This window comes from Corallococcus exiguus, assembly GCF_009909105.1.
GTDB classification, from domain to species: Bacteria; Myxococcota; Myxococcia; order Myxococcales; family Myxococcaceae; genus Corallococcus; species Corallococcus exiguus.
This window is the reverse complement of the sequence record NZ_JAAAPK010000005.1, coordinates 76,393-95,711: the sequence shown is the minus strand read 5'-3', so window position 1 is coordinate 95,711 and position 19,319 is coordinate 76,393. Positions and strand designations below refer to the sequence as shown.

The window sequence follows — 19,319 nt, the reverse complement described above, 5'->3', positions numbered from 1 at the left end:
CCGGTCCTGATTTCGACGCATGCTTCATGAGCCATGAAGGCCCTGCTCGCCATCGCCATGCTGGCGCTCCCTGTAAACCCCGCCAGCACGGGCCCCGAGGCCGGAAACCCGGCGCCGGTCCGCACGGAGGCGTCGCGGGCCCGGTTCATCTTCGCGTGGCGCGGCGTGCCGGTGGGTACGGTCACCCTGACGCTGGAGCCGGGGAGCTTCACGTACGACAGCGAGCACCTGCACCTGCGCTCGGGCCGTGCGGGCGTGCTGGGGCGCTCGGCCGTCATCCACGTGGACGGCAGGGGGCACATCACGGACACCGACCGCGAGCGCGACGTGATGCCCCAGGCGCTCTGGGTATGGCGGGGCCCTCCGCCCGAAGGGTGCGTGGAGGCCCGTGAGGAGCTGTCCTCCCCCACGCGCATCGGTCCTCACTGCGTCACGTCCCGCGGCCCCACGCGCGCCGAGGGCACGATGCTGGGGGCTGCCTTCCGGGCCACCTATGACCGGGAGGGCTGGCTCCAGGTGCTGGAGCTGGGGGACTCGCGCTTCACCCGGGCCACCCCCGGGGAACGGCTGAAGCCGCCACCGGAGCTCTTCTCGGACGGCCTGCCGGTGGAGGGAGACGCCCCGGGGCCCCTGGCGCTCGTCGCGGCTCGGAGGGACGGGCCACGCGCGCCGTCCGTCCCCCGGCGCCTTGAGGGCATGACGGAGTGGACGCCCGCGGCGGCGCGGGCCCTGTCCGCGAAGGTGCACGCCGCCTTCCCGGACAAGGGGCCCTCGGAGGCGGACTGGAACCGGGGCGGGGAGGGCGAGGCCGGAGGCTGCCTGGCCCACGCCCTGCGCTACGCGGCCCTGGCTCGCCAGCGAGGCCAGCGCGTGGGGCTGGTGCACGGGCTGTTGGTGGTGGACGGCGGCCCCGCCCGGCCGCACGCCTGGGTGCGGGTGGCGCTGCGGGGCGGCGGGACGCTGGAGTTGGACCCCACGTCCCTGGACCCCGTGCGCCCGGACACGCACCTGGCGCTGGCGCTGGTGCCGCCAGAGGGCCCCGCCCTGGAGGCCGGGGAGCGCTGGCTGTCGCTTCTGCGCGGAGACTTCCGCGTGGTGCGCGCTACTCGAACGGAATGACGGACAGCTTCGCGCCGGGCTTCACTTCCAGGATTTCCTTGGCGCGAGCGGGCAGGTGGATGACGGTGTTGTCCAGCCGGGCCTGGCAGCGCACGGAGCGGAAGCGGTTGCGGCCGGATTCGCGCTCGACGGCGACCAGCACGTCGTCTCCCACCAATTCGAAGTCCTCTTCCGCCAGCTTCATCGTGCGGTAGCGGCGCACCAGGGAGATGTCCTCCGTATTCGCTTCGAAGTGCGGTCCGCCGTCGAACGGGTCGATGCGCTCCACGTACCGGAAGCCCACCCGCTCCAGCATCCGCTGCACGCCGCGCGTGGCCGGGCCCACTTCGCCCAGCACCTTCTGCACGCGGTCCGGGAACAGCGACGCGTAGATGTCCGACGCGGGGAACAGCTCCTTGATGAACTCCTTGTTCTGGCGGCTCAGCCGGTCGGCCTCCAGGTAGGTGAGCCCGGTGAACTTCTTCCCGCAGGCCTCCCACAGGAGGCTGCGCCCGTCCGGGAGCAGCGGCGGCAGGAGCTCCGCCAGCACGCGCGGCCGGAACAGCCGCCGGTGCATGGAGATGAAGAGGAAGCGCACGAAGGACAGCTGCTTGCCGGGCTTGTCCGGCGTCGCGCGGTAGGGCGGGTCCACCACCAGGCCGCCAATCTCCGTGGGGCCCTCGTAGTTGTACGCGATGGACAGCACCTTGTGCCGCAGGTGCCGCTCCAGCGAGGCCGAGTAGTGCTCGCGCTCGCTCACCTCATAATAGATGTGCGGCGCGTCATACGTGCCGTGCTGGGCGATGATCATCGACGTGCCGATGATGAGGCTGTTGCGCACGTCCTCCAGCACGAAGAGGTACTCGCGCTCGAACGGGTCCTTCACCTTGCCGGCGAAGCTCTTCACCGACTTGTCGATGATGGCCTCGAGCGTCTCTTCGTTGTTCGGCAGGTTGACCGTGTTCAGCACCGCGGCAAGACGCTTCAGGCCGGGCAAATCGGTTTTCTGGACGTCTCGCAGTACGAGCATGGGGCACACGGATGAGCGCCCCGGGAAGGGAGCGCCGGAAGGGCCCGTGACCTTACACCACGCCCCCGTCCCGTCAGCCCCCTGGATGCTCCCCTGTCAATGACGCGTTGCGTTCAGGACATCGCTCCGCCGTCCGCTCGGTGGGTACGGGCGGCCCGCCCCCGACGTGAAACATGTCTCGATCCAGGAGAGGGCCTGCCTGGTTGCATGCTGTGTTGTCAGGCGTCTGGGAATGGTTTGGCGAGGGAATGAAGACAGGGAATGATTGCTGCCAACCTTTGTCGAAGTTTGACATCAAAGCACCCAGTCTTCCCCCTCCCCCAAGGATTCAGCATTGAAAGCACTGCACCTCTGGCTCGTGGTTGTTCTGCTCCCGAGCCTCGCTGCGGCGGAAATCGTCTGGCGGGGCGATTTCGAGACGGGAAACCGTTCCCAATACAGCAAGGAACAGATGGTGAGTTCGGACCGGCTCCAGGTGGTGACGAGCCCGGTGTCGGAAGGCAAGTACGCGCTCAAGGCCACGGTGAAGCAGGGCGATGATCCCATCAACTCCAGCGGCAACCGCAACGAGCTCGTCTATCTGAGCAACGAGAAGGTGGGTTCGGAGTACTGGTACCGCTGGAAGGTGATGTTCGCGAACGACTTCCCCAGCGTGGACGCGTGGCAGCTCTTCACGCAGTGGCACCACGACGGCTGCTGCGGGTCGCCGCCGGTGGAGTTCTTCGTGAAGGGCGAGGTCATCCGCCTGACGCTGAACGACAGCGGCACGGTGTGGAGCACGGCGCTCAAGCGCGGCGCGTGGCAGGAGTTCATCTTCCACGTGAAGTGGTCCCCGGACGCGTCCGTGGGCTACGTGGAGCTGTGGCACAACGGCGTCCAGGTGCTGAAGAAGACCCAGGCCAAGACGATGTTCTCTGGCCAGAACAACTACCTGAAGCTGGGCCTGTACCGGGACGACACCATCAAGCCGGTGGGCGTCGTCTACCACGACGGCATGATCCAGGCGACGACCCGCGCGGACGTGTTCCCGGTGGTGCAGCCGGATCCGGACCCCGTGGTCGATGCCGGCACGCCGGTGGACGCGGGCACGACCGTGGACGCGGGCTCGCCGCAGGACCCGGTGTTCGACGCGGGCAGCCCGGTGGATCCGGATCCGGTGGTGGACGCGGGCTCGCCGCAGGACCCGGACCCCGTGGTGGACGCGGGCACGCCGGTGGACGCGGGCACGGGCACGGGCGTGAAGCCGTCTCCGCTGGACGAGGGCGAGGGCGACGCCAACTTCCACGGCGGCTGCTCCGCGAGCGGTGGTTCGTTGGCCGCGTTCTCGCTGCTGGGCCTGCTGGGCCTGATGCGGGCTCGCCGTCGCCGGAGCTGAATCGCGGGTGAAGGACCCTCCCGCTCCGGTGCGCCCGGGGCGGGAGGTGGGTTGAAGGAGTCCACGCTTCCATGCGAGGAGGCGCGGAATGACTCCTCCCCGTTGGATGTGGTGGCTGTGCTGCCTCGTGCTGTGGACCGCGTGCGCAGGCCCGGCGGTGCGCAGGCCCCGGAGCTACTCCCAGACAGCGGTGGACTCCGCGACGGCAGGATGTCTGCGCAATCCGGCGTGTGCGTCGCAGGTGGGACAGGACGCCATCCTGCCGTGGCTGACCCGCGCGGCGGCCCGGGCAGGTCAGGCCGCGGCGGTGATGCGCCTGTGGGAAGCGGCGGAGGTGGCCCGCGTGGAGCACGTGCTGGTGGAGTGCGCGAAGCAGGCGAACTTCGACGTGAACGAGCGGTTGTTGGGGCCCGGAGGGCGGACGACTCGCGCGATCTGTGAGGAGAAGGTGGTGGACGCGAACGGCCGAGAGACGACGCGGGCCGTGCAGTTGGGGAACGCGAAGCACGAGGCGGCACTGGCGTGCGTGCAGGAGGCACTTGGCGCCACGGATGCGGGGCGGTTCAGTCTGGAGCCGCGCTACCTTCGTGATGCGAAGACGGGCCGGACGCGTTGGTTGGATCCGGAGGAGGTGGCGCGCTGGCTGGCCGCAGGACAGTTCTTCCTACTGACGGGGACCATCGCGCCGGATGTGGTGCTGCACGCCTTGGGGAACCCGCTTCAAATTCAGCGGGTCTATGACTTCAAGTTCCCGTGCCCGGTGGACAAGCCCGCAGTCTGGTCGCAATACCCGGAAGGGAGCCCTTACGCGGAACAGTGGCAGGATGACGTGTACCGGCAGCTTCTGGGACATGACGTGATCCCGAAGACGGTGTCTCCCAACTACGGAGTCAGGTGATGGTCACGCGAGTCCCGAGTGTCCGTGAGACCCTCGATATCGAGGGCAATAACGTGGTCCTGCTTCGAGAGGGCCTCAGCATTGCCTACTACGTGCGGGCTCCTCACGAGGAGATCGCTTCAGCGGTCTGGCGTGCCTTCGAGCGTTATCGAGAGGCCATCGAGCCACGCGTGTTCGACGCGTACCTGGATGTCTACACAGGGGATAGGCCACGATTTGATGCGGAGGGAGAGGCGGTTCTACGGGCCCGGATGCTCAGGCCTGCCTCCGGCATCGCAGAGGTGCACGAACTGTATCACTCCGCGACCGGCATCTGCTTCAAGTACGAAGGACGTGGCACCACGGCGCCCAACTTCCACGACACGTACCCTGAGAACACCTGCTGCCTGGAGTTCCGGCTGCCCACCGAGTTCCTGGACGAGCGCGGGCCGGAGTGGATCCGCGCGTTGGCCATCGACCTGGGGCGCGAACTGCCGTGGAACTCGGGGCACGCGGGACTGTCGCTCGAAGCCCATGCCTGGACCCAAGCGATCACGCCGCGCCTCCATGAAGTGACCCGGCGTCACCCGGGCTTCGATCTGGTGCACCGGCTGAACAGACTCGCCCTGTATCTGGGCACGAAGCTCCGTCCCCCCGCGTGGCTCAACTTCCTGGGCCCTCCGGTGCTGAACGAACTCGGCGGCGTGGAGGGACTGCGTTCCAAGCTTCACTCACCCTCGACACAGGTCGAATCCCTGTCCCCGGACCGCGCCGTGGTGTCCCTGGGCCCCGTCCCCGAAGCCGGGGACCTGGAAGCCGGTGACACACTGCCCGCGTACCGCGAGCTGGCCCGCGTGCTGGAGCCCTGGCTCTACGCGCACCAGGGCGAATGGGGCCTCTTCCCCGAAGCCGAGGTCCGCCAGTGGGAGCGCCGCTTCCTCTGACCGCGCTGTGGCATCATCCGCGGTCGTCATGTCGCAGACGCCTCGCAAGGTCTCGCTCGTCCTGAGCTACCAGTACCCCGGCAAGTACGCCTTCACCGTGCTCGCCGGCGCCGTGGAGGCGGACCCCGCGCTCGCGGACGTGTCGATGCACTTCCCTCGCAACCGCGAGGACCTGCTGACCACCGTGCGCGAACGCGCGGACGCGGGCGACACCGTCGTCGCCGCGTGGTCCTTCTACTCCGCCAGCTTCGGCCCCTCCGTGGAGGAGCTGAACTGGGTGCGCGAACGGCTGGAGGGCCGCGACGTCCTCTGCATCGCGGGCGGCGTGCACGCCACCGCCGAAACGCTCCAGACGCTCCAGGCCGGCTTCGACCTCATCGCCGTGGGCGAGGGCGAACACACCCTGCGCGCCCTGCTGTCCCGCGTCCTCAAGGGCGAGGACCCACGCACCACGCACGGCACCGCGCACCTCAAGGACGGCAAGCTCGTGCAGCACGGCCACGGCGAGGGCGTGCGCCTGGACGACTTCCCTCCGTTCGCCGCGAAGAACGTGAAGTTCGGCGCCATCGAGATCACCCGCGGCTGCATCTACGCCTGCCGCTTCTGCCAGACGCCCTTCATGTCCAAGGCGCGCTTCCGGCACCGCACCGTGGCCAACATCGCCCACTGGGCCCGAGAACTGCGCCGCGCGGGACGGCGCGACCTGCGCTTCATCACCCCCACGTCCCTGTCCTACGGTACCCCCAACGAGACCGTGAACCTGGCCGCCGTGGAGGAGCTGCTCGCCGCCGTGACGGAGGCCATGGCCCCGGACGGACGCATCTACTACGGCACCTTCCCCTCGGAGGTGCGCCCGGAGCACGTCACGCCGGAGTCCCTGGCGCTGCTCAAGCGCTACGTGGCCAACGACAACCTCATCATCGGCGGTCAGTCCGGCTCCGAGCGCATCCTCCAGGCCACCCGGCGTGGCCACGACGTGGAGACCGTGGTGCGCGCCGCGCGGCTCGCGGTGGAGGGCGGCTTCGTGCCCAACGTGGACTTCATCCTGGGCCTGCCCGGCGAGGAGCCCGCGGACGTGGACGCCACGCTGGACCTCATGCAGCGGCTGTCCGACCTGGGCGCCCGCGTGCACGGCCACACCTTCATGCCGCTGCCCGGCACCCCGTACCGCGACGCGGCCCCCGGCCGCATGGACGAGCGCACCCGGCAGCGGCTGGACTTCCTCGCGTCCCAGGGCCGCCTGTATGGCCACTGGAGGGCGCAGGGTGTGCTCGCGGAAGGCATCGCCGCTCGCAGACAGCCGCGCGCCCGCTAGCCGCGGGCGCTACACTGCTCTCCGCGATGGCTGAACAGACGCCCTATTGGCTCCTCATCTCCGTGCTCTTCAGCTCCCAGCCCCTCACCCCGGCGCTGGCCATGACGCTGCACGAGGCCGCCTTCGAGCTGTACACGCGCGGCGAGGGCTCGCGAGAGGTGGCCGGCGATCTGCTCTCCGGCCGCGTGAACAACCTGCGCAAGGACGTGTCCCTGGGCGGCATCGCCGGGCCCGCCTTCGAGGCTGAAATCGAGACCGAGCGCGGCTCCGGCGTCGTCCGCTTCGTCCTCACCCGCCAGGGGCTGGAGATGATGAAGGCCCAGTCGCCCGCCGCGCCCGCGAAGCCGAAGTACCTCAACTGAGGAAAGGGCCCCCTGTCCGCCCGGCCGCTCCCGGTGCGGCGCTTCCGTCACCACCTTGAGGACTCAAGGGAGGAGTGACGGCATGGACCCCAAGGACGAATACCTCAAGAAGAGCGCCGGCATCCCGCTGGATCCAAGCAAGCAGAAGGACCCGGAGGAGCACGGCGACCGGGTGCCCGCGGAGGGGCGCGCCGAGGAACTCAACGACGTCACCGGGCAGAACGGCGGGCAGCGCACCGACGTGGATCAGCCCTACAACGACACGCGGAACCGGCACGACGGCATCCGCGACCAGTACAGCGACGACAGCGACAAGAAAAAGCCCTGAGGTCTCCCCCAGGGCTTCAGTGAAGCAGATGCTGTGAAGGACGGCCTTGGAACGCGGGGACTACTCGCGGTCCAGGGTCAGCTTCATTCCGCCCATGTGCAGGATGGACTGGGACATGGACACCGCGGACATGATGGCCAGGTCCTCGATGGCCTGCATCTCCTCGCTCTTGGGCTCCGCGCCCGTCTGCGAGGTCGCGGCCTGCTGCTGGGTCTGCTGGGTCTGATTGCCCGAGACGTTGATGGGCGTAGAGGTGGCGCCCGCGGTGTAGGCGTTCATCAGCCCGCCGTGCGGCGTGGCCCCCATCTGCGCCAGCGCCGTCGACACCACCGAACCGCCCGTCAGCTGCGCGCCCATCTTCGGCTGCGCGGCCGCACCCGACATCAGCGAGCCGAAGCGGCTGCCCGACACGGAGGAGGCGGTGTTCGTCGCGGTCGGCTGCACCCGAGGACCGGAGAGAGACGTGATGCGGTTCATGGCGGCTCCCGTCAAAAGGCCCCGGTCTGCGCGGCGCACCCGAAGGCGTGCCTGTGGGGCTTCAAGTTCGTTCCCTGCATTATCGCCCCAGCCCCGGGGAAGTTGCCTCTTTCGCCTCGCGAACGGCGAAGGCCGCGGAATCCCAGGGGATTTCCCCTGGAACGCCACGGCCTTCAGTGCCTTTTCAGGGCGTCCGAGCCTGATCCGCCAGGCCTAGAACTGGTGGGCCTCGGTGGACTCGTGCAGGGCCAGGGTGCTGGCGCTGCCGCCGGAAATCACCTCGGCGACCTGGTCGAAGTAGCCGGTGCCCACCTCGCGCTGGTGGCGCGTGGCGGTGTAGCCGTTCTTCTCCGCGCCGAACTCCGACTGCTGCATCTCGCTGTAGGCCGCCATGCCGCGGTCCTTGTACTGACGGGCCAGCTCGTACATGGAGAAGTTCAGCGCGTGGAAGCCCGCCAGGGTGACGAACTGGAACTTGTAGCCCATGGCGCCCAGCTCCCGCTGGAACTTCGCGATGGTGCTGTCGTCCAGGTTCTTCTTCCAGTTGAAGGACGGCGAGCAGTTGTACGCGAGCATCTTGTTGGGGAACTGCTTGTGGATGCCCTCGGCGAAGGCCTTGGCCTGCGCCAGGTCCGGGGTGCTGGTCTCGCACCACACCAGGTCCGCGTACGGCGCGTAGGCCAGGCCGCGCGCGATGGCGCACTCCAGGCCGCCCTTGATGCGGTAGAAGCCCTCCGCCGTGCGGCCTGCCGCCTTGTCGATGAAGGCGTGGTCGTACTCGTCCGCGTCGCTCATCAGCAGCTTGGCGCTGTCCGCGTCCGTGCGGGCGACGAGCAGCGTGGACACGCCCATCACATCCGCCGCCAGGCGCGCCGCGGTCAGCGTGCGCACGAAGTGGCTGGTGGGCACCAGCACCTTGCCGCCCATGTGGCCGCACTTCTTCTCGCTGGCCAGCTGGTCCTCGAAGTGCACGCCCGCGGCGCCCGCTTCGATCATCCCCTTCATCAGCTCATAGGCGTTGAGCGGACCGCCGAAGCCGGCCTCCGCGTCCGCGATGATGGGCGCGAACCAGTTGCGGTCCTTGCGGCCTTCCGCGTGGTCGATCTGGTCGGCGCGGCGCAGGGCGTTGTTGATCTTCTTCACCACGGAGGGGACGGAGTCCACCGGGTAGAGGCTCTGGTCCGGGTACATCTGGCCCGCGGAGTTCGCGTCCGCGGCGACCTGCCAGCCGGACAGGTAGATGGCCTTGAGGCCCGCGCGCACCATCTGCACCGCCTGGTTGCCGGTGAGGGCGCCGAGCGCGTTGATGTACTCGTCCGTGTGGAGCAGCTCCCAGAGGCGGCGGGCGCCCAGCTCCGCCAGCGTGTGGCTCACGCGGATGGAGCCGCGCAGCTTCTCCACGTCCTTGTCCGTGTAGGTGCGCTTGATTCCCTCGAAGCGCTGCGCGTGGAGCTTCGCGTGAGGGGAGGCATCGGAAGTGGTCTGTGTCGCGTCGTACATGCCAGGACTCCTCGGGCTACAGTGAAGGGTTGAAAAGACTTCGGTGCTGCGTTTGGAAGGCGTCAGGACCGCGGGTCGAGGGCCTCGTAGGCCGGCAGCGTGAGGAAGTCCTCGAAGGCGGGTGCGGTGGACAGCTGCTCGAAGAGGGCGCGGGACTTCTCCATGTGCGCCTGGCCGTAGCGCTCGGTGGCGCCCTCGCGGTCCATGCGCGCCATCTCCTCCGCGAGCAGCTTGCCGAACAGCTCCGGAGTCACCTGGCGGCCGTCCTCCAGCGTGGCCTCGTGGTGGATCCACTGCCACACCTGGGCGCGGGAGATTTCCGCCGTGGCCGCGTCCTCCATCAGGTTGTAGAGCGGCACGCAGCCCAGGCCGCCCAGCCACGCGGCGGTGTACTGGATGCCCACGCGGATGTTGTGGCGCAGGCCCTCTTCGGTGCGCGTGCCGGAGGGCAGCTTGAGCAGGTCCGCTTCGGTGATGCGCACGTCCTCGCGCTTGTTGGCCACCTGGTTGGGGCCCTGCATCTGCGCGTCGAAGATCTCCTTCGCCAACGGGACGAGACCGGGGTGCGCGACCCAGGTGCCGTCGTGGCCGTTCTTCGCCTCACGCAGCTTGTCCGCGCGGACCTTGGCCATCACCGCGTCGTTGGCGGCGGCGTCCCCCTTGATGGGGATGAAGGCGGCCATGCCGCCCATGGCGTGCGCGCCCCGGCGGTGACAGGTCTGGATGAGCAGCTGCGAGTAGGCGTTGAGGAAGCCCTTGTCCATGGTCACCTGCCCGCGGTCGGGCAGCACCACGGACGCGTCCGACTGGAGCGTCTTGATGAAGCTGAAGATGTAGTCCCAGCGGCCGCAGTTGAGGCCGGCCGAGTGCTCGCGCAGCTCGTAGAGGATTTCGTCCATCTCGAACGCGGCGGGCAGCGTCTCGATGAGGACCGTGGCCTTGATGGTGCCGCGCGGGATGTTCAGCTCGCTCTGGGCCAGGTGGAACACGTCGTTCCACAGCCGGGCCTCCAGGTGGCTCTGCATCTTGGGCAGGTAGAAGTAGGGGCCCGTGCCGCGCTTCAGCTGCTCGCGCGCGTTGTGGAAGAAGAACAGGCCGAAGTCGAAGAGCGAGCCGGAGATGGGCTTGCCGTCGATGCGCACGTGGCGCTCCGGCAGGTGCCAGCCGCGCGGCCGCACGAACAGCACGGCGTGCTTCTCATTCAGCGCGTAGTGCTTCCCGTTCTCAGCGGAGAAGGAGATGGACTTGCGCACGGCGTCGCGCAGGTTCAGCTGGCCGCGCACCACGTTGTCCCAGGTGGGGCTGTTGGCGTCCTCGAAGTCCGCCATGAAGACGCTGGCGCCGGAGTTGAGCGCGTTGATGATCATCTTGCGGTCCACCGGACCGGTGATTTCCACGCGCCGGTCCTGCAGGTCCGCGGGCACCGGGGACACGGTCCAGTCGCCCTTGCGGATGTCCGCCGTCTCCGGGAGGAAGTGCGGGCGCTCGCCCTTGCGCCAGTCCTGCGCCACCTTCTTGCGCCGCTCCAGCAGTGCTTCCCGCCGTTCACCGAAAGTGCGGACCAGCTTCGCCACGAAGGCCATGGCCTCCTGCGTCAGCACCTCCGCGTAATCCGGGTGCCAGTCGCCCTCCACGGTCACGCCGGGGCCGAAGGCCGGGGGGTTCTGGGAGGTGCGCGCGTCCATATCGGCTCCTGACGAGATGCGTTGTAAAAGCAGTCCAACGGGCTGAAAGATGTCCCTGCCGTCTATGGAAGGGAAGCCTTGGTGAATTAGAAGCTGCTTGCCTGTAAGGCTGTCAACATCGCCTGGATTAAATCTGTAAATCCACTGACGCAGCCGGCCAGAAACCCCCGGAATCACGACATCGGAGGGGCGGGTGCAATCACGGGCGGTGGGTTCCGTAGGTAGGTATGGGACCCCCATCGTGCCAAGCGGGGGCCTGACTGGGAGGTCACCTCATGGACGTCACGACACGCTGCAGGGCCTGTTCGAAGGAGCTGTCCGGGGAGGCGCAGCGCTGCCCGCACTGCCGTGCGCGCACGGTGCCGATGCACCGGGGCGAGGGGCGGGCGCTGCTGGGCGTCTGCGCGTCGCTGGCGCGCGAGCTGGGCGTGGACGTTTCGCTGGTGCGGGTGGCGTTCGTGCTGATGCTGTTCGCGTCCGCGGGGATGAGCGCTGCCCTCTACCTGCTGCTCTGGGCGTTCATCCCGGCGAAGGCGTTTGGCCGGGCCCCGCTGCAGGGGACGCTGGACTGGGTGTCCAAGGTCGCGAACACGCCGGTGGACGACGACACGCCCCGCTGGGAGAAGCGCGTCTGACGTGGCTGCCGTCCTTCTGGCGCGTTTCGCTGCTAGACGCGCCAGACGCCGGCCACGGACTCCATGCGCTCGGCCACGCCGCGCAGGGCTTGCGTCATGCGCTGGGTGCCGTGCATGGCCTGGAGGGTGTCGTCCATCATCCGGGACAGGTCCGTGACGGCGGCGAAAATCTGCGCGATGCCGGCGTTCTGCTGGATGACGGCGGCGGCGATCTGCTGGGCCGCGGACGCGTTGTCCTGGATGATGTCCGTCAGCGCGCGCAGGCTCTGACCGCTCTCGCGCACCTGGGCCAGGCCCGCCTCGGAGCGGCGCTGGCCTTCTTCTGAGAGCGCCACGGTGTCGCGGATGCCGCCGCGGATGGCGTCCAGGATGTCGCGCACCTTGCCGGTGGCCTGGATGGACTGATCCGCGAGGCTGCGGATTTCGCGCGCCACCACGCCAAAGCCCTTGCCGTGTTCGCCGGAGCGCACCGCTTCGATGGCCGCGTTGAGCGCGAGCATGTTGGACTGGTCCGCCAGGTCCTTCACCGTCTGGGTGATGCCGCCAATCTGGCGCGTGCGCTCGTTGAGGGAGGAGATGCCTTCCGCCAGGCGCGCGCCGTGGTCGCGCAGCTGTTCGAAGCCGTCCAGGCTGGCGCCGAGCGCCGTCTGTCCGGCGCCGCCCGCTTCACGCGCCCGCGCCACCAGCGCGAGCACGGCCTGCGAGCGCTCCGCGGCCAGCTGCGAGGTCTGTTGAATCTCCTTCGCGGTGACCTGCGTCTCGTGGATGGCGGTGCCCTGCCGGGTGAGGTTGCGCTCCTGCTGCTCGGTGGCTTCGGTGAGCTCGCTCACCGTCTGCCCCAGGACGCGGGTGGCCTGCTGGAGGCTGGTGGTGGACTCGCGCAGGTGGTCCATCATCCGGGAGAAGGCGGAGGCGAGCTCGCCCACTTCGTCCTGGTGGCCGTGGGCTTCCACCTTCTGGGTGAGGTCGCCCTCGCGCACCACGCGGGACACCAGCGCGCTCAGCGTGGCGATGGGCCGCGTCACCCCGCGCGCCAGGGCCCAGGCGGCCAGGACGGCCACCCCCAGGAGCGCGCTCCCCGCGAGCAGGCTGAGTTGCAGGAAGCGCCGCAGGGGAAGGAAGGCCTCGTCCGACTCCATCGCCGCCACGAAGCGCCAGTCCTGGCCGGCGGCGAAGCGGTGGGTGGTGCCGTTGTGGACCTCGGCCCGCACGGGGCTCATGAGGTTCGGCGTGCCTTCCGCGCGGGCGCTGAAGAGGCTGGCGCCGTCCGGGGCGAGGACCTCCAGGGTGAAGCTCTTCTGGCCCCGGTCCTGGGCCCGCTGGAGCGCGCCCTCGACCACCTTCTCCACCTGGCCCCAGTCGTACGCGGCCAGCAGCACGCCCACCCTGGCTCCGGAGATGGGGCTGAGCACGGGCATGGCCAGGGGCATCACGGTGCGGTCGAGGAACGGGTCCTTCTTCGTGAGGGCGCCCGTGAGGACGGCGGGGTCCAGCCGGTCCTCCAGCGCGGTCTGGAACCAGGGCGCGGCGCGCACCTCCTGTTCGCGGCCGGCGAAGGCCTGGAGCAGCTCCGGCCGGCTCACGGAGACGGCGCGTCCGTCGGGGGTGAACAGCACCAGTCCGGCGAAGCTGGTGTGCCGGTTGTTCAGCGAGGCGAGCACCGCGTCGCTCTTGGCGTAGGTGTCGAAGAGGAGCGCGCCACGCACGATGGCGTCCTCGGTCCACGCGTGGGCGTTCGCTTCGCGCTCGTGCAGCGAGGCTTCGATGAGGTCCTGCAGGCCGTCCGCTTCCACCTGGAGGACGCCGCGCACCTGCTGCTCCAGGTTGCGCCGGATGGTGTGGACGCCAGCGCCGACGGCGGGGACGAGAGCCGCGACGAGCAGCAGGCAGATCCATAGCGTGAGGCGGCCCCGCAACTTCAATCCGGACAGCAGTCGCATGCAGGAGAATCCAGGTTGGGAACGGGACCGGTCGGTGTCACAGGTCGAGCAGGGACAGGCCCACGGTGAGCGCGCCGATGACCTGGGCGCCATCGCGGACGGGGAGGGACACCTGGATGACGTAGGCCTGGGTGGACTCGTCGAAGAAGGGGGCTTCCCTCAGCGCGGGGCCGCCGCGGCCCTGGGCGTAGGTGAGGCGCCACTTGGCCTCGTCGCCCTGCCAGTAGTCGGACGTGCGCCGGCTGGCGCAGACGAGCGCGCCTTGATCATCCATGGCGAAGGCCTCCGCCATCGCCGGGCCCAGGCGCTCCCGCAGGCGGCGGAGCGCGCCCGTGCAGGGGCCGTCCAGCACGCGCTGCTTGTGGGGCGTGAGGCCCGGGGTCGCCATCCATTCCGCGTCCAGCTGTTGGATGGTGGCAAGCGGTGTGCGGTGAGCGTTCTGGGCGCGGAGGGCGCGCACCACTTCCGGGTCCTCCGCCAGACGCCGCAGGTGGGGCATCACGCCATCCACCTTCTGGAGCTGCGCGACGCCGTCCGGAGGCAGGTGCCCCCAGGCTGCCAGCGCCAAACCCAGCCAATGAATGGACATGCAGGCATCCCCAGGAGCCGTGAGAACGATTGAGAAAAGTGTGTCACGGACTCAATGGCGCCGTCATCCCGGGTATGTGTGAATTTTTTAATTCAAACTAAGCTTGTTTTCATCGGGTTCAGGGCAGGCAGCACTGCACGGGCCTGTCTTCCTGCCTCCCCGTTCGGGTGTGGGTCGGCCCTGGCTTGAGGATGTCAGGGGTAGGGGGCATCCTTGCGCGCATGGGCGATGGAAACGGGAGTGGGAAGGGGAAGTCGGTGTCGTACGCCGCCCTGGAGGACGTGCCGCCGACGAAGGTGGGGGAGATCATCGAAGGGGAGCTGGTCGTCAGTCCCAGGCCGGCGTCTCCCCACGCGAGGGCGGCGACGAAGCTCGGAGGGTGGCTTGATGGGCCGTTCGACGAGGGCAGCAATGGGCCCGGTGGATGGGTCATCCTGTATGAACCGGAGCTGCGCTTCGCGGGAACGGGGGATGCGCTGGTGCCAGACCTCGCGGGATGGCGCCGCGAGCGGATGCCTCGCATTCCAAACACGCCTGTCTTCTCCCTGGCTCCTGATTGGATTGGCGAGGTGTTGTCACCGTCCACCTACCGGTGGGACCGGGGTCCGAAGATGCGCGTCTATGCACGCGCGGGCGTGGAGTGGCTGTGGTTCATCGACCCGCTGGCGGAGGGGTTGGAAATCCACCGTCTCCAGGACGGCCAGTGGCGCCTGCACGAGGTACACCTCGGAAGCGGCACTGTGAATGCTGTTCCCTTCGATGCGGTGCCTCTGAACCTGGGCAGGCTCTGGAGCCGGTGATGGCTCAGGGCAGCTTGGGCCGGATGATGCGCGGGGCGTCCGGGTTCACGTCCAGCAGGCGCACGGTGTCGCCTTCGTGCACGGTGCCCGCGGTGCTCACGAAGTGACACTCATGCCAGGGGCGTCACTCTGCCCTGCCGTGACGGCCCGGCGGTGTTAATCGCGCGGGACATCGTTCCTTTCCGCGGAGGCCGCACCGTGAGCACGAAGAATGTTCGCATCGAGAAGGACACCTTTGGTCCCATCGAAGTCCCTGCCGACCGGCTCTGGGGCGCGCAGACCCAGCGCAGCCGCCAGAACTTCGCCATCTCTTCCGAGCGCATGCCGACGGCGCTCGTGCACGCGCTGGTGCTGGTGAAGAAGGCCGCCGCGCTCGTGAACCAGGAGAACGGCTCCCTCTCCAAGGAGAAGGCCCAGTCCATCGTGAAGGCCGCGGATGAAGTGCTCGCCGGCCAGCACGACGAGGAGTTCCCCCTGCTGGTGTGGCAGACGGGCAGCGGCACCCAGACGAACATGAACTGCAACGAGGTGCTGGCCAACCGCGCCTCGGAGCTCTTGGGCGGCGAGCGCGGTGAGGGCCGGAAGGTCCACCCCAACGACGACGTCAACAAGGGCCAGAGCTCCAACGACGTGTTCCCCACCGCGATGAGCGTGGCCGCCGTGGAGGCCGTGGTGAAGCACGTGCTGCCGGAGCTGGTCGCCCTGCGCGACGTGCTCGCCCAGAAGTCCCAGGCGTTCCAGTCCATCGTGAAGATTGGCCGCACGCACCTGCAGGACGCGACCCCGCTCACCCTGGGCCAGGAGTTCAGCGGCTACGTGGCGCAGTTGGACCGCGCGAAGGGCCACATCGAGGCGGCCCTGCCGCACATGATGGAGCTGGCGCTGGGCGGCACCGCCGTGGGCACCGGCCTCAACGCGCCCCCGGGCTACGCCGAGCGCGTGGCGGCGGAAATCGCGAAGCTCACCGGCCACGCCTTCGTCACCGCGCCCAACAAGTTCGAGGCGCTGGCCGCCAACGACGCGCTGGTGCAGGGACACGGCGCGCTCAAGGGCCTGGCGGCGGTGCTGTTCAAGGTGGCCAATGACATCCGCTGGCTGTCTTCGGGGCCGCGCTCGGGCATTGGGGAAATCAACATCCCGGAGAACGAGCCGGGCAGCTCCATCATGCCGGGCAAGGTGAACCCCACGCAGAGCGAGGCGCTCACCATGCTGTCCGCCCAGGTGATGGGCAACGACGTGGCCATCTCCCTGGGCGGCGCGTCCGGCAACTTCGAGCTCAACGTCTTCAAGCCGCTCATCATCCAGAACTTCCTGCAGAGCTGCCGCCTGCTCGCGGACGGCATGCGCAGCTTCCGCCTGAACTGCGCGGTGGGCATCGAGCCGAACCTCCCGCGCCTCCAGGAGAACCTCCAGCGCAGCCTGATGCTCGTCACCGCGCTCAACCCGCACATCGGCTACGACAACGCGGCGAAGATCGCCAAGACGGCCCACAAGCAGGGCAAGACGCTGAAGGAGGTGGCGGTGGAGCTGGGGCTCGTCACCGCCGAGCAGTTCGACCAGTGGGTCCGGCCGGAGAAGATGACCGGCAACCTCTAGTCCTTGCGCCTCACGGCAGGGGCAGGGCCCACAGCTCCCGGCCTTCGGTGGGCGTCCAGGCCGGGAAGTACACGCGGTCACCCGAGGGCACCATGGGCCAACCGGGTGCGGAGGACAGGAGCCCCGGCGCGATGTCCGCGGCGCGCACCGTGCCCCCGGGCGTGCCGTCCGTCTTCCACAGCTCCAGGCCGGAGGTGCCGTCCGACGCGGCGAAGAGGAAGGGGCCTCCGGGCCTGCTCCGCACGAGCGGGCCCGGCGTGGCCACCGCGCTCATCCCCGCCCGCGCCTGCATCAGCAGGGTGGGGGCGCCCCCCGGCTCCGCGCGCCACAGGGCGTAGCCGTTCGTGGGGGTCGCGGCCCAGAAGAGCAGGTGGCCGTCCTGCACCGTCAGGTGGTTGGGCCTCAGGGGCGTGCCTTCCGGCCCGAACGTGCCCGTCATCGCGTTCATGACCTGTCCGTCCGTCCGGCACAGCTGGGGCACGCCTTGGCCGAAGCCGCAGGGGAAGTAGAGCGCGTCCCCCAGGGCCACGCCGGGATCCGCCGGGGTCGGCTGGGCGCCGGGCATGGCGCCCACGGGCACCGTGCCCTCGGGCGTGCCGTCGCTCTTCCAGAGCACCAGCGTCTCGCTGCCCTGCCCGGTCCAGAAGAAGAGGCGGTCACCCATGGCGGCACCTCCGAAGATGAGCGAAGTGAACTCCGGGGCCGTGAGCCGCACGGTGCCCGCTTCGGTGCCGTCGCTGGTCCACAGCTCCGCGCGGGTCGCGCTCTTGTTCACCGCGAAGAAGAGCCGTGAGCCCACGGGCATGAAGTTCGTCGCGAAGTAGGGCGCGAGGCCGGCCTTCAGCCGCACGGTGCCCGCCTCGGTGCCGTCCGTCTTCCACAGCTCGTCCGGGCTGCCACCGTCCTTCCCGGCGACCATGAAGTACGCCTGGCGTCCCACCTTGACGGGGTGGGAGGTGAACAGCAGCGGATCCGTCGCCGTGACCCATCGGCCCAGCGAGGTCACGAGCCGCGTGGCGTTCCCGGACGCCGGGTCGTAGCTCCAGAGGGAGTAGGGCACCTGGAGCTCCGGAGACATGGCTGCGAACAGGAGCTGCCCGTTCACGACGGTGAGCATCTCCGGTGACAGCTGCACGTGGTTGAACTCGCCCGCGACGGGAGTCTTCGCCTGGACCGTTCCCGCCGCCGTGCCATCGCTCTTCCACAGCCGCCAGGTGTCCATCCGGGTGGGGTCGCGCTGGGTGAAGTACAGCGTGCCGCCCAGGTCCACCGCTTCCGTGGCTCCCTCCCAGGAGTCCGCGGGCAGGGGAGATGGCGGCACGACCTGGGTCGCGGGGCCTGTCATGCCATTGTGCGTCCAGAGCCCGTCCTCCAGGCTGCTGAGATAGAGGACGCCTCGCGCCGGTATCTCCAGGCTCATGGGCACGGAGAGCGGCCCCGACACGGCCGTCGCCCCGGCGGTGGTCGCTCCCACGCGCCACAGCCGGAGCGACGTGTCCGCCTGCGTGGTGGCGAGGAAGAACAGGGCGTCCACGGTGGCGACCATCCGTCCCCCGGTGGGCTGCGGCGTCTGCTGTGCGCCGTCGTCCCAGACGTTCACGCGCGTCGTGTTCTCCTCGGCCCCGAGGGTGCGGAACAGGCGCGTCCCGACCTCCGTGCGCGCGGTGAAGTAGACGTAGAAGCCCTGGCGCGTGAACGTGGTGGGGTGGGAGCCCGCGGTGCCGGGGATCAGGTCGGCGATGAGGGCGGTGCCCTGCGTCGTGCCATCCGTCCGCCAGGGCTCGCTGCCGGTCAGCGGATCCTCTCCGCTGAAGAACGCCATGCCGTCCCGCACGAAGAAGCTGTCCTGGTCGCGGTCCGGGGCGATGTCCGCGAACGGGACGGTGCCCTCCTCCGTTCCGTCCGAGTGCCAGAGGACCCTCCTGCTAAGGCCTCCCAGGGCCTGCGCCCAGAAGAGCACCTGGCCGCCCAGCGTCGTGAGCCGCCGGGGAGTCTCTACGTTCCCATAGGGGGGCAGGAGCGCCAGCCGCCGCGTCCCCTCCATCGTTCCGTCCGCCCTCACCAGCTGCCAGCCCCCAACGGAGGTCCGGGCGGTGACGAGCACCGCGTTGCCCAACGTCGCGGCGCTCGAGTCCTTCAGGGAGAGGCGGGCGTCGGGTGGTAGCGCCACCTTCCGGCTGCCCCCGGGCGTGCCGTCGCTGAACCAGAGCGACGCCGCGTCCTCGCCGGAGTCCGTGAAGTCCGGCGCAGACAGGTAGACGCCGCCGCTCGCGGTGACGAGGAAGCCCGGGCGGTGGGGCAGCGCCAGCAACAGGGTGGTGCTCTCCGCGGTTCCCCGGGTGCGGAACAGCGCGAAGGTGTCCGCGCCTCGGGGAATCGCGGTGTCGGAGGCGTAGGTCGTCCGGGCCACGAAGTAGACGCTGCCGTCGTCCGCCCTCGTGAAGGTGTCCGGCTCGGAGCCCGGGAGCCCGGGCAGCAGGTCCACCATCATCGCGGTCCCCTGCGCGGAGCCGTCCGTCGTCCAGAGCTCGCGGCCGTGGACGCCGTCGTCCTGGGTGAACAGGAGGGTGGTGCCCAGGTCCATCAGGTCGCGGGGCGCGCTCGTCCTCTTTCCAGGACGGTCGCCCGTCTGTCCATCCCAGACGGGGTACGCGTCCCGCGGGCCTTCCGGCGTGCTCTTCCCGCCGCAGGCCATCCCCAGGGCCAGTACTCCCGCCAGCAACAGCTTCACGGACTTCAACGTCATGCATCCCCCTCTGTGCTGGGCC

General features: G+C 69.2%; 17 protein-coding genes. 10 read left to right on the top strand and 7 right to left on the bottom strand.

The window, feature by feature from the left end:
* The first annotated feature begins 33 nt into the window (after positions 1-33).
* Entirely contained in the window at positions 34-1,119 is a 1,086-nt protein-coding gene (locus GTZ93_RS20520) for a lasso peptide biosynthesis protein (RefSeq protein ID WP_139916592.1), read from the top strand.
* On the opposite strand, the gene GTZ93_RS20515 is transcribed toward GTZ93_RS20520, so the two are convergent.
* Entirely contained in the window at positions 1,103-2,128 is a 1,026-nt protein-coding gene (locus tag GTZ93_RS20515) for an arginine N-succinyltransferase (protein ID WP_120575303.1), read from the bottom strand. The genes GTZ93_RS20520 and GTZ93_RS20515 overlap by 17 nt on opposite strands.
* A gap of 451 nt (positions 2,129-2,579) precedes the next feature.
* Here GTZ93_RS20515 and GTZ93_RS20510 point away from each other — a divergent pair, with 451 nt between their 5' ends.
* From GTZ93_RS20510 to GTZ93_RS20485, 6 genes are all read left to right on the top strand, one after another.
* The gene (locus GTZ93_RS20510; RefSeq protein ID WP_306464181.1) at positions 2,580-3,503 is read left to right on the top strand and encodes a heparin lyase I family protein; all 924 of its coding nucleotides are present in this window, start codon (positions 2,580-2,582) and stop codon (positions 3,501-3,503) included.
* 88 nt (positions 3,504-3,591) lie between these two features.
* Positions 3,592-4,401: a hypothetical protein gene (locus tag GTZ93_RS20505; protein ID WP_139916588.1), complete on the top strand. Its 810-nt coding sequence runs from the start codon at positions 3,592-3,594 to the stop codon at positions 4,399-4,401.
* Entirely contained in the window at positions 4,401-5,324 is a 924-nt protein-coding gene (locus GTZ93_RS20500; protein WP_139916586.1) for a type VI immunity family protein, read from the top strand. The genes GTZ93_RS20505 and GTZ93_RS20500 overlap by 1 nt, the downstream gene beginning before the upstream one ends.
* Positions 5,325-5,352: 28 nt before the next feature.
* Positions 5,353-6,639, top strand: coding sequence for a TIGR04013 family B12-binding domain/radical SAM domain-containing protein (locus tag GTZ93_RS20495; RefSeq protein WP_121752641.1), 1,287 nt, complete (start codon positions 5,353-5,355; stop codon positions 6,637-6,639).
* Positions 6,640-6,665: 26 nt separating this feature from the next.
* Positions 6,666-7,001 (top strand): hypothetical protein, encoded by a 336-nt coding sequence (locus GTZ93_RS20490; RefSeq protein ID WP_139916584.1) that lies wholly within the window; start codon positions 6,666-6,668, stop codon positions 6,999-7,001.
* 82 nt (positions 7,002-7,083) lie between these two features.
* Positions 7,084-7,329: a hypothetical protein gene (locus GTZ93_RS20485; RefSeq protein WP_139916582.1), complete on the top strand. Its 246-nt coding sequence runs from the start codon at positions 7,084-7,086 to the stop codon at positions 7,327-7,329.
* Between the two features lie 60 nt (positions 7,330-7,389).
* Here GTZ93_RS20485 and GTZ93_RS20480 read toward each other — a convergent pair whose 3' ends face one another.
* The 3 genes from GTZ93_RS20480 to aceB all read right to left on the bottom strand — a co-directional run bounded on the left by GTZ93_RS20480 (position 7,390) and on the right by aceB (position 10,991).
* Positions 7,390-7,806 carry a hypothetical protein gene (locus GTZ93_RS20480; protein WP_139916580.1) on the bottom strand — a complete coding sequence of 139 codons (417 nt, stop codon included), beginning with the start codon at positions 7,804-7,806 and terminating at the stop codon, positions 7,390-7,392.
* A 213-nt stretch (positions 7,807-8,019) separates the two neighbouring features.
* Positions 8,020-9,306, bottom strand: a complete 1,287-nt coding sequence (gene aceA / locus GTZ93_RS20475) for an isocitrate lyase (protein ID WP_139916578.1) — start codon at positions 9,304-9,306, stop codon at positions 8,020-8,022.
* Between the two features lie 62 nt (positions 9,307-9,368).
* Positions 9,369-10,991, bottom strand: coding sequence for a malate synthase A (gene aceB / locus GTZ93_RS20470; RefSeq protein WP_139916576.1), 1,623 nt, complete (start codon positions 10,989-10,991; stop codon positions 9,369-9,371).
* A 275-nt stretch (positions 10,992-11,266) separates the two neighbouring features.
* Here aceB and GTZ93_RS20465 point away from each other — a divergent pair, with 275 nt between their 5' ends.
* On the top strand, positions 11,267-11,626 hold the full coding sequence (locus GTZ93_RS20465) for a PspC domain-containing protein (protein WP_120575294.1): 360 nt from the start codon (positions 11,267-11,269) through the stop codon (positions 11,624-11,626).
* A 32-nt stretch (positions 11,627-11,658) separates the two neighbouring features.
* On the opposite strand, the gene GTZ93_RS20460 is transcribed toward GTZ93_RS20465, so the two are convergent.
* Together GTZ93_RS20460 and GTZ93_RS20455 are read right to left on the bottom strand one after the other, a co-directional pair.
* A complete protein-coding gene (locus GTZ93_RS20460) occupies positions 11,659-13,566 on the bottom strand; it encodes a methyl-accepting chemotaxis protein (protein ID WP_139916574.1) in 1,908 nt (635 codons plus the stop codon).
* Between the two features lie 37 nt (positions 13,567-13,603).
* Positions 13,604-14,155: a PDC sensor domain-containing protein gene (locus tag GTZ93_RS20455; RefSeq protein WP_126933475.1), complete on the bottom strand. Its 552-nt coding sequence runs from the start codon at positions 14,153-14,155 to the stop codon at positions 13,604-13,606.
* 257 nt (positions 14,156-14,412) lie between these two features.
* Between GTZ93_RS20455 and GTZ93_RS20450 the strand changes: the two genes are divergently transcribed.
* Both GTZ93_RS20450 and fumC read left to right on the top strand, forming a co-directional pair.
* Positions 14,413-14,955 carry a Uma2 family endonuclease gene (locus GTZ93_RS20450; protein WP_276528791.1) on the top strand — a complete coding sequence of 181 codons (543 nt, stop codon included), beginning with the start codon at positions 14,413-14,415 and terminating at the stop codon, positions 14,953-14,955.
* A gap of 198 nt (positions 14,956-15,153) precedes the next feature.
* On the top strand, positions 15,154-16,551 hold the full coding sequence (gene fumC, locus GTZ93_RS20440) for a class II fumarate hydratase (RefSeq protein WP_139916570.1): 1,398 nt from the start codon (positions 15,154-15,156) through the stop codon (positions 16,549-16,551).
* Positions 16,552-16,561: 10 nt separating this feature from the next.
* Here fumC and GTZ93_RS20435 read toward each other — a convergent pair whose 3' ends face one another.
* Positions 16,562-19,297: a hypothetical protein gene (locus tag GTZ93_RS20435; protein ID WP_139916568.1), complete on the bottom strand. Its 2,736-nt coding sequence runs from the start codon at positions 19,295-19,297 to the stop codon at positions 16,562-16,564.
* Between the last annotated feature and the right edge of the window lie 22 nt (positions 19,298-19,319).

Bases quoted from the DNA above. Each gene is read 5' to 3' on its own strand.
- GTZ93_RS20520 (WP_139916592.1), top strand. From the start codon at position 34: ATGAAGGCCCTGCTCGCCATCGCCATGCTGGCGCTCCCTGTAAACCCC.
- GTZ93_RS20515 (WP_120575303.1), bottom strand. From the start codon at position 2,128: ATGCTCGTACTGCGAGACGTCCAGAAAACCGATTTGCCCGGCCTGAAG.
- GTZ93_RS20510 (WP_306464181.1), top strand. From the start codon at position 2,580: ATGGTGAGTTCGGACCGGCTCCAGGTGGTGACGAGCCCGGTGTCGGAA.
- GTZ93_RS20505 (WP_139916588.1), top strand. From the start codon at position 3,592: ATGACTCCTCCCCGTTGGATGTGGTGGCTGTGCTGCCTCGTGCTGTGG.
- GTZ93_RS20500 (WP_139916586.1), top strand. From the start codon at position 4,401: ATGGTCACGCGAGTCCCGAGTGTCCGTGAGACCCTCGATATCGAGGGC.
- GTZ93_RS20495 (WP_121752641.1), top strand. From the start codon at position 5,353: ATGTCGCAGACGCCTCGCAAGGTCTCGCTCGTCCTGAGCTACCAGTAC.
- GTZ93_RS20490 (WP_139916584.1), top strand. From the start codon at position 6,666: ATGGCTGAACAGACGCCCTATTGGCTCCTCATCTCCGTGCTCTTCAGC.
- GTZ93_RS20485 (WP_139916582.1), top strand. From the start codon at position 7,084: ATGGACCCCAAGGACGAATACCTCAAGAAGAGCGCCGGCATCCCGCTG.
- GTZ93_RS20480 (WP_139916580.1), bottom strand. From the start codon at position 7,806: ATGAACCGCATCACGTCTCTCTCCGGTCCTCGGGTGCAGCCGACCGCG.
- aceA (WP_139916578.1), bottom strand. From the start codon at position 9,306: ATGTACGACGCGACACAGACCACTTCCGATGCCTCCCCTCACGCGAAG.
- aceB (WP_139916576.1), bottom strand. From the start codon at position 10,991: ATGGACGCGCGCACCTCCCAGAACCCCCCGGCCTTCGGCCCCGGCGTG.
- GTZ93_RS20465 (WP_120575294.1), top strand. From the start codon at position 11,267: ATGGACGTCACGACACGCTGCAGGGCCTGTTCGAAGGAGCTGTCCGGG.
- GTZ93_RS20460 (WP_139916574.1), bottom strand. From the start codon at position 13,566: ATGCGACTGCTGTCCGGATTGAAGTTGCGGGGCCGCCTCACGCTATGG.
- GTZ93_RS20455 (WP_126933475.1), bottom strand. From the start codon at position 14,155: ATGTCCATTCATTGGCTGGGTTTGGCGCTGGCAGCCTGGGGGCACCTG.
- GTZ93_RS20435 (WP_139916568.1), bottom strand. From the start codon at position 19,297: ATGACGTTGAAGTCCGTGAAGCTGTTGCTGGCGGGAGTACTGGCCCTG.